The 13,926-nt window shown below is 69.2% G+C and carries 10 protein-coding genes; 7 read left to right on the top strand and 3 right to left on the bottom strand.

The window, feature by feature from the left end:
• Positions 1–3 precede the first annotated feature (3 nt).
• From FJ887_RS11180 to FJ887_RS11165, 4 genes are all read left to right on the top strand, one after another.
• Positions 4–858: an alpha/beta fold hydrolase gene (locus FJ887_RS11180; RefSeq protein ID WP_171007092.1), complete on the top strand. Its 855-nt coding sequence runs from the start codon at positions 4–6 to the stop codon at positions 856–858.
• The gene (locus FJ887_RS11175) at positions 855–2,336 is read left to right on the top strand and encodes an aldehyde dehydrogenase (protein ID WP_140955392.1); all 1,482 of its coding nucleotides are present in this window, start codon (positions 855–857) and stop codon (positions 2,334–2,336) included. Before FJ887_RS11180 ends, FJ887_RS11175 begins: the two co-directional genes overlap by 4 nt.
• 4 nt (positions 2,337–2,340) lie before the next feature.
• Positions 2,341–2,538: a tautomerase family protein gene (locus FJ887_RS11170; RefSeq protein WP_137826459.1), complete on the top strand. Its 198-nt coding sequence runs from the start codon at positions 2,341–2,343 to the stop codon at positions 2,536–2,538.
• 176 nt (positions 2,539–2,714) lie between these two features.
• Positions 2,715–3,764 (top strand): LLM class flavin-dependent oxidoreductase, encoded by a 1,050-nt coding sequence (locus FJ887_RS11165; RefSeq protein WP_223289820.1) that lies wholly within the window; start codon positions 2,715–2,717, stop codon positions 3,762–3,764.
• Positions 3,765–3,997: 233 nt separating this feature from the next.
• On the opposite strand, the gene fdhA is transcribed toward FJ887_RS11165, so the two are convergent.
• Together fdhA and FJ887_RS11155 are read right to left on the bottom strand one after the other, a co-directional pair.
• The gene (fdhA, locus tag FJ887_RS11160) at positions 3,998–5,212 is read right to left on the bottom strand and encodes a formaldehyde dehydrogenase, glutathione-independent (protein WP_137826460.1); all 1,215 of its coding nucleotides are present in this window, start codon (positions 5,210–5,212) and stop codon (positions 3,998–4,000) included.
• Positions 5,213–5,925: 713 nt separating this feature from the next.
• The gene (locus FJ887_RS11155) at positions 5,926–6,858 is read right to left on the bottom strand and encodes a LysR family transcriptional regulator (protein WP_137826213.1); all 933 of its coding nucleotides are present in this window, start codon (positions 6,856–6,858) and stop codon (positions 5,926–5,928) included.
• 214 nt (positions 6,859–7,072) lie between these two features.
• Here FJ887_RS11155 and FJ887_RS11150 point away from each other — a divergent pair, with 214 nt between their 5' ends.
• From FJ887_RS11150 to FJ887_RS11140, 3 genes are all read left to right on the top strand, one after another.
• Positions 7,073–8,323: an aromatic ring-hydroxylating oxygenase subunit alpha gene (locus FJ887_RS11150; RefSeq protein WP_395948332.1), complete on the top strand. Its 1,251-nt coding sequence runs from the start codon at positions 7,073–7,075 to the stop codon at positions 8,321–8,323.
• Positions 8,320–9,711, top strand: coding sequence for a flavin reductase family protein (locus FJ887_RS11145; RefSeq protein WP_137826211.1), 1,392 nt, complete (start codon positions 8,320–8,322; stop codon positions 9,709–9,711). The genes FJ887_RS11150 and FJ887_RS11145 overlap by 4 nt, the downstream gene beginning before the upstream one ends.
• Before the next feature lie 118 nt (positions 9,712–9,829).
• Complete coding sequence (locus FJ887_RS11140; RefSeq protein ID WP_137826210.1) at positions 9,830–12,412, top strand: GcvT family protein; 2,583 nt, start codon at positions 9,830–9,832, stop codon at positions 12,410–12,412.
• 129 nt (positions 12,413–12,541) lie between these two features.
• Here FJ887_RS11140 and FJ887_RS11135 read toward each other — a convergent pair whose 3' ends face one another.
• Complete coding sequence (locus FJ887_RS11135) at positions 12,542–13,924, bottom strand: MFS transporter (RefSeq protein ID WP_137826209.1); 1,383 nt, start codon at positions 13,922–13,924, stop codon at positions 12,542–12,544.
• Positions 13,925–13,926: the final 2 nt, after the last annotated feature.

Raw genomic sequence — 13,926 nt, 5'->3', positions numbered from 1 at the left:
ATGATGGCTGAGGATGCGGGCACCCCCGTCGTGCTCCTGCACGGGGTCGGCCTCGACCGGACCGTGTGGGCGCGCGTCGAGGACCGCCTCGACCGTCCGACGGTCGCCCTCGATCTGCCCGGGCACGGCAGCCAGCCGCCGCTGACCGAGGCGACGACCCTGGAGGACATGGCCGGCGACATCGCCGCGCGCATGCCCGCCGGACCCGTCCATCTCGTCGGATTCTCCCTCGGCTCGCTCATCGCCCAGCAGCTGGCGGCGACGCTGCCCGGACGCGTCCGCACCCTGACGTGCGTGAGCTCCGTGGCCGCGCGCACCGATGACGAGGCCGCCGCGGTCCGGGCCCGCCTCGACGGTGCGTACGAGGACTTCACGGGCAGCATGGAACGTGCGCTCGACCGCTGGTTCCCCGCCGGGGAGAGCCCGGAGACCACGGACTGGCGGGAGGAGACGCGGACGGTCCTGCTCGCCAACGACCCCGACTCCTATCGGCACGCGTATGCGGTGTTCGCCACCGGCGACCGGGCGATCGCCCCGCGGCTGCCGGCGATCACCGCCCCGACCCTGGCGATCACCGGGGAGAGGGACCCCGGGTCGACACCGGATATGAGCCGTCGCCTCGGCGCGCTCATCACCGGCGCCGAGGTGGTCATCATTCCGGGTGCCCGCCACATGCTTCCCGTCACCCATCCCGAGACGCTCGCCCGCCGGGTGGGCGCGCTCATCGACGACAGTGCTGTTCCCACGGATCTGGATGCTGTCCTCGACGACGACAGTCCCGTTGCCCAAGGCGGCAGCCCAGTTGACCACGACCACACTGCCGTTGCCCACGACCACAGCGAAAGGAGTCAGCGATGACGCTGCGACTCGACCACTTCATCGGCGGGGAGCACAGCGCCCCGGCCGACGGCGGCTACCTCACGAGCACGAACCCGGCGACGCTGGAGACCCTCTACGAATTCGCCCGCGGCACGGCGGCCGATGTCGACCGGGCCGTCGATGCCGCCGCGCAGGCCTTCTCCTCACGGATCTGGCGGCGGATGACGCCGACCCAGCGGGGGCACCTGCTGCGACGGTTCGGCGATCTCATCACGGAGAACGCCGACGAGCTCGCGCGGCTCGAGAGCCAGGACAACGGCAAGCTCCTGCGGGAGATGGTCGGCCAGCTCGCCGGGCTGCCCGAATACCTCTACTACTTCGGCGGACTCGCCGACAAGGTGCAGGGGTCGCAGATCCCGACGAACTCGCCCGAGGTCATCAACTTCACGCAGCGGGAGGCGCTCGGCGTCGTCGGGCTCATCACCCCGTGGAACTCGCCGATGACGCTGACGCTCTCGAAGCTCGCACCGGCACTGGCTGCCGGCAACACCGCGGTGATCAAACCGAGCGAATACACCTCGCGGACGATCCTGCGCCTGGCCGAGCTCGCCGATGAGGCCGGGTTCCCCGCCGGTGTCGTCAACGTCGTCACCGGTCTCGGTGCCGAGGCGGGGCAGGCGCTCGTCGACAACCCGAAGCTCGCGAAGATCTCCTTCACCGGATCGACCCGCACCGGCGCAGCCATCGCCTCGGCGACTGCAGGCCGGTTCATCGGCTCGACCCTCGAGCTGGGCGGGAAGAGCCCGAACATCGTCTTCGACGACGCCGACGTCTCGAATGCCGCGATGGGCGTCATCGCCGGCATCTTCGCGGCAGCCGGGCAGACGTGCATCGCCGGGTCCCGGGTCTTCGCGCAGCGCGGGATCTACGATGAGCTGCTCGAGAAGGTCACCGCCCGGGCCGCCTCCATCGTCATCGGCGACCCGATGGCCCCGGAGACCGAACTCGGGCCGCTGGCCTTCGAAGCACAGCTCGGCAAGGTCAAGGAGTACGTCGACCTCGGCGTCTCGGAGGGCGGACGGATCGCCTACGGCGGGGACCGTCCCGACGTCGACCTCCCCGGCTACTTCTTCCAGCCCACCGTGCTCACGGACACGACGAACGACATGCGCGTCGTCCAGGAGGAGATCTTCGGACCCGTCGCCGCGGTCATGCCCTTCGACACCGAGGAGGAGGTCCTCGAGCTCGCCAACGACACCGACTACGGGCTCGCCGCCGGGGTGTGGACCCAGAACCTCGCCCGCAGCATGCGGATGTCCCAGCAGCTCGAGGCCGGCACGATCTGGATCAACATGTACCGCGCGATGTCGCCGATGTCGCCGCGACAGGGATTCAAGAACTCCGGGGTGGGCATCGAGCACGGCATCGAGTCGATGCACGAGTACACCCGACTCAAGAGCATCTGGATCAACACGGACGAAGGCCCGGTCGCCGATCCCTTCGTGCTGGGAAGGTGAGGACATGCCGCTCATCGACATCTCGATCGGCCGAGGCCGCACGCCCGAGCAGCTGCGCGCCCTCATCGCCGGCGTCCACGACGTCGCCGCCCGCACCACGGGCGCCGCGGACGAGAACATCACAGTGATCGTGCGCGAAGTCGACAAGGAGCTCTGGTCGCGGTCGAACACGACGATCGCCGAACGCGAAGCCTCCGGCTGACCCGCTGACCGCGGCGGCCCCGGGCCTGCCGCGGGCGGACTTGGGCCTGCCGCGGGTGGACCGGGGCCGGCTGCGGGTGGCACGGCCGCCTCGGCGAACTCACCACCACAACGACACCACTCGCTCACCCCACGAGCAGAGATCCGCCAGGCACCGCCGGCGGATGGAAAGGACCGATGATGCGCTTCTCGCTCTTCCTCCACATGGAACGCTGGGACGACTCGATCAGCCCCGAACAGCACTGGGCCAACCTCGTCGAACTCGTCAAGATCGCCGAGGCCGGAGGCTTCGGCACGGTGTGGATCGGCGAACACCACTCGATGGAGTACGTCTCCTCGCCGAGCCCGATGCCGCAGCTCGCCGCACTCGCCGCGCAGACCTCGACGATCCGGTTGGGGTCGGGCACGATCATCGCCCCGTTCTGGCACCCGCTGCGCGCCGCCGGTGAGGTCGCGCTCCTCGACGTCATCAGCGGCGGGCGCGCCGAGGTCGGCATCGCCCGCGGGGCCTACCAGTTCGAGTTCGATCGGATGGCCGGCGGCATGCCCGCGGCCGACGGCGGCGAGTACCTGCGCGAGCTCGTGCCTGCGATGCGCGCTCTCCTCCAGGGCGACTACGCCCACGACGGCGAGCACTGGCAGTTCCCCGTCTCGACGGCGGTGCCCAAACCGGTGCAGCAGCCGACGCCGCCGATCTGGCTCGCCGCCCGCAGCCCCGAGACCCACGACTTCGCCGTCGCCAACGGCTGCAACGTCCAGGTCACGCCGCTGATGAAGGACGACCGCGAGGTCGAGGACCTCATGAACAAGTTCGAGACGGCCCTCGCCGCCCACCCCGAGGTCGAGAAGCGCCCGGAGATCATGGTGCTGCGCCACACCTACCTCCACTCCCCGGAGGATCCGGAGGGCTGGAAGGTCGGGGCCGCCGGCATCAACAAGTACTACCGCACGTTCTCCGCGTGGGCGTTCGGGAAGAAGGACCCCGTCGACGGCTTCCTCGACCCGACCCCCGAGGAGCGCTTCGCCGACCGTCCCGAGTTCGAACTCGAGTCCCTCCACCGGTCGGCGATGATCGGCACCCCGGCCGAGGTGACCGAGCGGATCAGGCACTACGCGGACCTCGGCTACGACGAGTACAGCTTCTGGTCGGACAATGCGCTCAGCCACGAGGAGAAGAAGGCCTCGCTGCAGCTCTTCATCGACGAGGTCGTGCCGAACTTCAAGTGATCGGGGTGAGGGTTGGCGTGGGGTTGATGCCCGAGACGACTTCGCTCCGGGGACCGCAGTGACGTGCCGCCTGCAGACGCGGCGACGTCGATGAGCGCGTGAGGCCCGGTGGGCGAAGGAGCGATTCTCCTTCGCCCACCGGGCCTCTTCGTGCGCTCGCCGTGCGAGCCCCGGAACCGCGGTGCAGCGCTCGCCGCGCAGGGCACAATTTCGGCTCGCGCGGCCTCAGCCCATCACGCGCTGATGAGGCCGTGGGGGTCGAGGACGAACTTCTTCGCGACGCCCGAGTCGAAGTCGGCGTAACCCTGCGGGGCGTCCTCGAGCGAGATCGCCGTGGCATTGACGTTCTTCGCGATCGAGACCTTGTCGTGGAGGATCGCCTGCATGAGGCCGCGGTTGTACTTCATCACCGGGCACTGGCCGGTGACGAAGACGTGCGACTTGGCGAATCCGAGACCGAAGCGCATCGACAGCGAGCCCTCCTTGGCCGCCTCGTCGACGGCGCCGGGATCACCGGTGACGTAGAGCCCGGGGATGCCGAGGCTGCCGCCGGCCCGCGTGATGTCCATGAGCGAGTTGAGCACGGTCGCGGGTGCTTCGTGTCCGGCGTCCTTGCCGTGTCCGCGGGCTTCGAAGCCGACGGCGTCGATGCCGCAGTCGACCTCGGGGGTACCGAGGATCTGCTCGATCTGATCCTTCGGGTCGCCCTTCGAGACGTCGACCGTCTCGCAGCCGAAGCTCCGCGCCTGCGCCAGTCGGTCCTCGTTGAGGTCGCCGACGATGACGACGGCGGCACCGAGGAGAAGCGCCGAGGTGGCCGCCGCGAGACCGACGGGACCGGCGCCTGCGACGTAGACGGTCGAGCCGACCTGCACTCCCGCCCCGACGGCGCCGTGGAATCCGGTGGGGAAGATGTCCGAGAGCATCGTGAGGTCGAGGATCTTCTCCATCGCCTGCTCTTTGTCCGGGAACTTCAGGACGTTCCAGTCCGCGTAGGGGACGAGGACGTACTCGGCCTGCCCGCCGACCCAGCCGCCCATGTCGACGTAGCCGTAGGCCGAACCGGGACGGTCGGGATTGACGTTGAGGCAGATTCCCGTCTTGCCCTCCTTGCAGTTCCGACAGCGGCCGCACGAGATGTTGAACGGCACCGAGACGAGGTCGCCGACCTTGACGAACTCGACGTCCCGACCGACCTCGACGACCTCACCGGTGATCTCGTGACCGAGGACGAGACCCTCGGGAGCAGTCGTGCGGCCCCGGACCATGTGCTGGTCGGAGCCGCAGATGTTCGTGGCGACGGTCTTGAGGATGACGCCGTGGTCGACCTTCCGGCCGACGTTGGCGGGATTGACGCCGGGGCCGTCCTTGAGGACGAATTCCGGGTACTCGGTGTCGATGACCTCGACCTTGCCGGGACCTGCGTAGCTGATTGCCCTGTTGCTCATCCTTGAGCCTCCGTTCGGAGCTGATGGTGAGGACGTGATCGGCGGGAGAACCGATCGGCCTCCTGAAATATCAGTCTTGTATCAGACGTGCTGTCAGTCTTGCTGGGCGTCTCCGTCCGTGTCAATACCCGAGTTCGGACTGTGCGACTCCGGGGCAGGAGACGGGGCAGGAGACATCGACGCCCCGAACCGACATATACGCCGTGCGCTAACGGCGTATTTGTCGGTTCACCGCGTCGATGCGTCGACGGGCGTTGGGTGAGGGCGTATTTGTCGGTTCGCCACGTCGGTGTCGCGGGCGGAGGAAGGCTGTGCTCGCCTCCTCGCATGCGGCTGCCCTGCGCGCAATCGCTGCGGGCGGGACACGCCTCCGCGCACACCGCCTCCTTGGGTCAGACCCGTGCCCGCTCCGCCGCAACCGCCTCGGCGCGGGGGCTCAGCCGGTGCGCAACCGGCCGGGAGTGTCCTTTGACGCGGTGAACCGACATATACGCCGTGTGCTAACCGCGTATTTGTCGGTTGAGGGCGTCGATGCGTCAGCGGGCGTTGGGTGAGGGCGTATTTGTCAAATCACTGCGTCGGTGTCGCTGGTGGAGGAAGGCAGTGCTCGCCTCCTCGCACGCGGCTGTCTTGCGCGCAATCGCTGCGGGCTGGACACGCCTCCGCGCACCCCCCCCGCCTGGCATCCCGCCCCGCACGTCCGCCCCACCTCGTCAGTCGGGCTCGCCGAGGCGGGTGGCGAGGATCCGTTGGGAGGTCGCGCGCAGGTGGCGGAGGGATTCGCGGATGAGCGGTGAGCCGCGGCTGCCGGTGCGCACGGCGGCGATGATCTTCCGCGAGAGTCGGGCCGTGCCGGTCAGCCGCACGCGCCTGACGTTGTCCTCTCCGGAGAGGTTCGCGAGCCGGGGGACGAGGCTGACCCCGATGCCGGCGCCGACGAGCGCAGCCGAGGTCTCCCACTCGACGGACTCGTGTGCGATCGTCGGCGTCAGCCCGGCCGCAGTGAACGCGGCGATGAAGAGCGCGTGGTACGGCGAGCCGGGCACCGCGGTGATCCAGTCCTCGCCGGCGAGATCCGACAGATCGACCGCGTCGAGACCGGCGACCGGGTGGTCGGCGGGCACCATGACATCGAGCGGATCGTCGAGGAGGTCGACCTTCTCGAACCGCGCATCGTTCTCCGCCCGGGCGTCCCCACGCGGGGAGACGACGACGGCGAGGTCGATGCGCTCGGCGACGAGGAGGTCGAAGCAGCGGCTCGGGCTCGCCTCGATGACGTGGACCCTGACCTCCGGATGGGTGGTGCGCAGGTTGGCCGCGAGCGGAGCGAGGAGATTCGCCGAGGCGGTCGAGAACCCGCCGATCCCGAAATGGGAAGGCGCCTGGTCACCGGCAGTGAACGAGGAGGCGCGGATCTCCTCCCACACGGAGATCAGCCGGTCGGACCGGCGGACGAGATAGCGGCCCGTCGCCGTCAGCCGCAGGCCGCGCCCGTCCTTGGTCAGAAGCGTCATTCCCAGCGCATTCTGGAGGTCGCGCAGCTGCGCGGACACCGCCGAGGGGGAGTATCCGGTGAGCTCTGCGGTGGCCGCGATCGTGCCCGATTCGGCGAACGTCCGCAGCGTGATGAGACGCGGGTCAAGCATGCTGACATTATGCACTGATTCCGCACGTTGATCTCCGGAATCTCGCGCTTTTCCCGCAGTGTTCGCCAGGTCTATCGTGACATCAGCGAGGCGGCGGGGCTGGGCGATGGGTCGGCCACGCCCGAGGGGCCGCTCGCCTTCATGAGCGCATCAAGGGAGATCGGAATTGACCGCTACCAACCTGGCACCGACGAAGCAGGGATTCCCCGCGGGGATCAGCGAGGAGAGGCTCGACGAGATCCGCCTCCTCCTCGACACCAGGCGCCAGGGCTTCTCACTCGAAGCCCCGTTCTACACCGACGACCACCTCTTCAACCTCGACATGCAGGGCATCTTCGGACGGCACTGGGTCTTCGCGTGCAGCGTCGCCGAGATCCCCGAGCCCGGTGACTACATCACCCTCCACCTCGGGCCGTACTCGCTCATCGTCCTGCGCACCGACGACGGCGGCGTCAACGCCCTCCACAACGTCTGCCGCCACCGCGGCGCCCGGGTCCTCACCGAGCCCTCGGGCACGACGGGCAACCTCGTGTGCGGCTACCACTCGTGGACGTATTCGCCCGACGGCGAGCTCATCCACGCCTCGGCGCCGGGGGAGATGTCTTTCGACAAGGCCTGCTACGCGCTCAAGCGCGCCCATGCGACGGTCGTCGCCGGCCTCGTCTTCCTCTGCCTGGCCGAGGAGCCGCCGGAGGACTTCGCCGAGGTGGCCGACCTCTTCGCGCCCTACGTCGGTCCGCACGAGCTCGCGAAGACGAAGGTCGCCTACCAGCAGAACATCGTCGAGGAGGGCAACTGGAAGCTCGTCATGGAGAACAACCGTGAGTGCTACCACTGCGACGGCCATCCCGAGCTCGCGTGCTCGCTCTTCCCGACCTGGGGGCTGAGCGACGAGACCGTGCCCCCGCACCTGACCGAGGTGTGGGAACGCAACCAGCAGGCGCAGGCCTCGCTCGAGTACCGGTGCCGCCGCTACGGGCTGCCGTACGAGGTCATCGAGGAGCTCGACACCCGCGTCGCCGGCATCCGGATCTCCCGGGAGTCCCTCGATGGGGAGGGCGAGTCGTTCTCCGCCGACGGGCGTCGGCTCGTCAAGAAGCTCCTCGGCGATCTGCCGGACTTCCGGCTCGGGCGGTGCTCGATGCACCTGCAGCCCAACAGCTGGTTCCACCTCCTCGGCGACCATGTCATCACCTTCGCCGCGTTCCCCATCAGCGCCCACCAGACGCTCGTGCGCACGACGTGGCTCGTCGCCGATGACGCGGTCGAGGGCGTCGACTACGACCTCGAGACGCTCACCCACACGTGGAAGCAGACGAACCTCCAGGACAAGGCGTTCGTCGAGCTCTGCCAGCAAGGCGCGGCCAGCCCGATGTACGAACAGGGCCCGTACATGAAGAGCGAATACCAGGTCGAGGCCTTCATCAACTGGTACGTCGGCCGGATGCGGGAGCACGTGGAATGAGGTCGATCGCCGACCCGACCATCCCGCTCGCGCAGCGGATCCGCGGCCTCGAGATGCCGTGGAACCGGGTCCTCGGCTCGACCGCGGGCCCGGCCGGTGCCGCGACCGCGCTGGGACCGTGGCATCCGCAGGAGTTCACCGCCGAATGCGTCGAGACGATCCCCGAGGCCGGGGACATGATGACGTTCGTCTTCCGCCGCACCGACGGCGCACCGCTGGCGTTCCGGTCGGGACAGTACGTCAACATCGACTTCCCCATCTACGGCGCCGAGGCGGAGCCGGAGTCCCGCAGCTACTCCCTGTCCTCGGCGCCCACCGAACCGTGGACGTTCTCCGTGACGATCAAACGCGATGACAACGGGCTCGTCTCACCGTGGGCGCACGAGTCGATCAGGCCGGGCACGGTGCTCGAGATGCTCGGTCCCGTCGGCGCCTTCCACCTCGCCGACTGGGACCGACGGGCCCGCTACCTGCTGCTCGCGGCCGGGGCCGGGATCACGCCGCTGATGTCGATGATCCGCACGATCCACTCGCTGCCCGGGCAGGCCGACGTCATCCTCCTCTACCACGGGTCGGAGCCCGACCGCTTCGCCTTCACCGACGAGCTCGACTTCCTCGAGAAGGCCGACTTCCGGATCCAGGTCGTCTACTGCCTCGGCGATCGGGCGCAGACGGCGGAGGCGTGGACGGGACGGACAGGCCGGCTCTCGGCCGCGCTCCTCGACGAGGTCGTCCCCGACGCCAACGGACGCCAGGTCTTCGCCTGCGGGCCCGAGGGATACCTCAACACGGCCACGGAATGCCTGAGTCGGGTCGGCGTCGACGACACCTCGATCTTCATGGAGTTCTTCTCCGGCGACCGGGCCACCCGCCTCGAATACGCCGAGGAGGTGGCGCTGGCCGGAGAGATCGCCGGGGAGATCGCCTCGTCGACCGAGGAGTACTGGGAACAGCAGCCGGCCGCCCTCGACCTCTACGAACCCGAGTACGACGCCGAGGCGGCCGACGCTGCCGTGGGCGTCCCCCTCGAGGCCGTGCCCGCCGAGGGCGAGACGACCTCCGAGAGTGCCGATGATGGCGAAACGAGACCCGCGGATCCGGACAGCTTCGCTACCGTGGGAGAAGGCGAACTCACCATGGCCTTCCTCCGCACCGGGGTGAATGTCCGCATCGCCCCGGAGGCCAACATCCTCGAGGCCGCACGGCGGGCCGGGGTGCGGATCGGAGCGAACTGCCAGGAGGGCATGTGCGGGTCGTGCAAGGTCGTCAAACTCGACGGGGAGGTCGACATGAACCACCAGGGCGGCATCCGCGCCCGCGAGATCGAGGCGGGGAAATTCCTCCCCTGCTGCTCGACAGCGACGACCGATCTCGTCATCGACGCCTAGGCCACGAGGTCCCTGGTCCCGGCACCCGCCTCGGCGCGGGGACGGGACGGGGCGACCACCTCGGCGAACGCATCACCACACCTGTCCATCGCAGCGTCACCACAGCAAGGAGAACCCAGTGTCGAATTCCTCACCGCGGGTCGTCATCATCGGAGCGGGCATCGTCGGGGCGAACCTCGCCGATGAGCTCGCCCAGTTGGGCTGGACGAACACGCTCGTCATCGAACAGGGGCCGCTGTCCATCCCCGGCGGCTCGACCTCGCACGCCCCGGGACTCGTGTTCTCGTCGAATCCGTCGAAGTCGATGACGGAGTTCGCGCAGTACACGATCGCGAAGCTGACATCGCTGACCGGACCTAACGGGCGGGGATCGTTCCTCCCCGTCGGCGGGCTCGAGATCGCGACGACCCCGGAGAGGCTCGCCGACCTCGACCGGCGGGCCGGCTGGAACCGCGCGTGGGGTGTCGACGCCGAGGTGGTCGACGCCGAGGAGGCGGTGCGGCTCTTCCCGATGCTCAACCCGGACATGGTCCTGGGCGGCCTCTTCACCCCCGGCGACGGACTGGCGCTGGCGGCGCGGGGCACACAGCTCGTCATCGAGCGCGCCCAAGCCGCCGGGGTCGAGTTCCGCGACCGCACGGTCGTCACCGGCATCGAGCATGCCGGGGGCAAGGTCGCGGCGGTCATCGCCGGCGACGAGCGGATCCCCGCCGACATCGTCGTCTCGTGTGCAGGCTTCTGGGGACCGACGATCGGGGCGATGGCCGACACCCCGATCCCGCTGCTGCCGCTGGCCCACCAGTTCGCGTGGTCGACCGAGGTTCCGAGCCTGGTCGGGAAGAACGAGCTGCCCAACGGTGCGCAGGCGCCGATCCTGCGCTACCAGGACGAGGACCTCTACTACCGGGAATGGGGCGAGCGGATCGGCATCGGTTCGTACGCGCACCGTCCGATGCCCGTCGACCTCGATGAGCTGCCGGCGTACGACCCCGACGAGATCACGTCCGAGCGGATGCCGTCGTCCCTGACCTTCACCCCCGAGGACTTCGAGCGCGAGTGGGAGCTCAGCCGGCAGATCCTCCCGGAGCTGGCACAGACCGACATCCAACGCGGTTTCAACGGCATCTTCTCCTTCACCCCCGACGGCGGGTCGCTGGTCGGGGAGTCCCGGAACGTCGACGGATTCTTCGTCGCCGAGGCGGTGTGGGTCACCCACGGGTGCGGCGTCGCGAAGGCCGTTGCCGAGCTCATCGCCCGCGGGCACTCGTCGACCGACCTCAGCGGGCTCGACCTCAACCGCTTCGAGGACGTCCAGACGACACCGGAGTACGTCAGCGAGACCTCGCAGCAGAACTTCCGCGAGATCTACGACGTCCTCCACCCGCTCCAGCCCCGGGTCTCACCGCGCGATGTGCGGCTCAGCCCATTCAACGAGCAGCAGAAGCGGCTCGGGGCGGTGTTCCTCGAAGCCGCGGCGTGGGAGCGCCCGCACTGGTACGAAGCGAACGCCGCGCTGCTCGACGAGCTGCCCGAGGAGTGGCGGGCCCCGGAGCGGGAGGCGTGGGCCGACCAGTTCCATTCGCCGATCGCCGCCGTCGAGGCGTGGAAGACGCGGACGAACGTCGCGATGTTCGACATGACCCAGCTCAAGCGCTTCGAGGTCAAGGGTCCCGGAGCCGGCCGACTGCTCCACGGGCTGACGACCTCGTCGATGCTGCGCAAGCCCGGAGCGGTGAGCTACACGCTGCTCCTCGACGAGGCCGGCGGCATCACCTCGGACATCACGGTGGCGATCCTCGACGAGGAGACCTACCAGGTGGGGGCCAACAGCAATATCGATCTCGCCTACATCTCCCGGGCCGCGCGGCGGCAGACCGAGGAGGACCCGAGCCAGTGGGTGACGGTGCGGGAGACGACACCAGGCACGTGCTGCATCGGCCTGTGGGGACCGCGCGCCCGGGACGTCATCGCCGCGGTCAGCGACGACGACCTCACCGATGAGGGGCTCAAGTACTTCCGGACGAAGCCCATCACGATCGCCGGCATCCCGGTCACGGCGATGCGGCTGTCGTATGTCGGGGAGCTCGGCTGGGAGCTCTACACCTCGGCGGATCTCGGGCACCGGCTCTGGGATGTGCTGTGGGAGGCCGGACAGGAGTTCGGGATCATCGCCGCCGGTCGGGAGGCATTCAACTCCCTGCGACTGGAGAAGGGCTTCCGGTCCTTCGGCACGGACATGACGAGCGAGCACGAACCCGAGCAGGCCGGTCTCGGCTTCGCCGTCAAGGCCTCGAAGACCGATGACTTCGTCGGGAAGTCGGCGCTCGCGGCCCGTGCCGCGGCGGCGGAGAAGAAGCTCACGTGCCTCACCCTCGATGAGCCGAGCGACATCGTCCTCGGCAAGGAACCCGTCTACGTCGGGCGGTCGGAGGCCGGCGGTGGTGCCGCGGTGGGCGGTACTGTGTCGGGGTCGGGTGCGGCCTCAGGATCGGGCACCGCCTCGGGGTCGGGTGCGGCCGACGGGTACGTCACCTCGGCGGCGTACGGGTACACGATCGGGAAGGCGATCGCCTACGCGTGGCTGCCGAACACCCTGTCCGTCGGTGATCCCGTCGAGATCGAGTACTTCGGGCGCCGGGTGCCGGCGACCGTCTCCGCCGAACCTCTCTACGATCCGGAGATGACGCGACTGCGCGGGTAGACCGGGAGTCGGCGTGACTCGCCTGTCAGTGCTCGCTCAACACTTCGCGTGAGAATCGGCTCTCCCAAGACGCGATTTTCACGCGAAGTGCTGAACGAGGGCGCCGAGGTGGGCGAACGTGATGGAACGTCACCCCGGCGAACGGGTGCGGAAGGTCAGCACGGCGATGACGACGCCGACGGCACCGAGGGCGGCGAGCCCTGCACCCATCGTCGTCGACCCGCCCGCGCCGGGGCCGCCGACGGCGACGAGCACGCCGACGAGGGCTGAGGCGATCGCGTTGGCGATGAGTTCCGCGGTGCCGAGTCCCGCGGCCGCCTTCGAGCCCTCGACCGGGTCGTCGCTGCTGCTCATCGCCGCGACGTTGAGGTGAGGGAAGGCGAGGCCGATGCCGGTTCCGGCGACGACGAGCCCCGCTGCCCAGACCCAGGCGATCCACCGTCCGTCGACGTGCTGGGTGAGTGCGTAGACGGTCAGGCCTGCGGTCACGAGGATCGGCCCGAGCACCATGAAGCGGCGGGCGAGACGGGCGCTGTCGACGCTCGCGCTGAAGATCTGGATGAAGCTCCAGCCCACGGAGATGGCGACGCCGAAGACGGCCGCGAGGAACGGGGACATCCCGATGAGCTCCTGGCCGAACTTCGGCAGGAAGATCTCGATCATCGCCGCGGAGGAGAGGATGCCGAGGACGAGGTAGATCCATTTGAGCGGATTGCCGCGGCGGTAGGTGATGTGGGGGAGGACGGGCGATGCGGAGCGTCTGTCGGTGAGGACGAAGGCGAGCACGAGGCCGACGCCGAGCGTCAGGGCCACGGCCGTCGGCGCGCCGACGGGGACGACGGCGGCCGCGCTGAATGCCGAGGCCGCGAGGACGAGGAGAGTCAGGGAGGCGTAGGGCAGCCGTCCGAAGTCGGGCCGGTCGGCGGAGCGGCCGGGCAGGCTGCGCACCGCCATGAGTCCCAGCGCCAGCGACATGAGGGTGAGCAGCCAGAACGCGCCGCGCCAGAAGTCGAATTGGGCGAACAGGCCGCCGACGGCCGGCCCGACGAGGGTGCCGACGCCCCACATCGCCGAGACGAGTCCGGTCGCGCGCGTCCACAGCCTGCGGGGGAGCGCGTCACGGATGACCGCATAGCCGAGGCCGGCGAGCAGACCGCCGCCGGCGCCCTGGATGATGCGGGCCCCGACGAGCAGCTCCATCGTCGGGGCGAGCGCCGCGCCGAGGGAGCCGGCGGCGAAGAGCACGAAGGCGAAGAGGTACGCGCGGGCGGCACCCCAGGCTCCGAGGGTGCGGGCGACGAGCATCGACGTGAGCACGGAGGCGACGAGGAAGGCCGTCGTCACCCAGGCGAAGTAGGGTTCGCCGCCGATGTCGGCGATCGCCGAGGGCAGGAGGGCGGCGGTGACGAAGGTGTTCATCGCGTAGACGGCGATGCCGCCGGCCAGCACGAGGGAGGCGGTGAGATGGTCGGGGCCGAAGAGCTCGCGCCAGCTGCCGGTTTGACGCGGCATGC

The sequence above is a fragment of the Brevibacterium sp. XM4083 genome (genome assembly GCF_006489205.2).
Classification (GTDB): domain Bacteria; phylum Actinomycetota; class Actinomycetes; order Actinomycetales; family Brevibacteriaceae; genus Brevibacterium.
The sequence above is the reverse complement of the archived record's forward strand: the minus strand, read 5'-3'. Positions and strand labels throughout refer to the sequence as shown.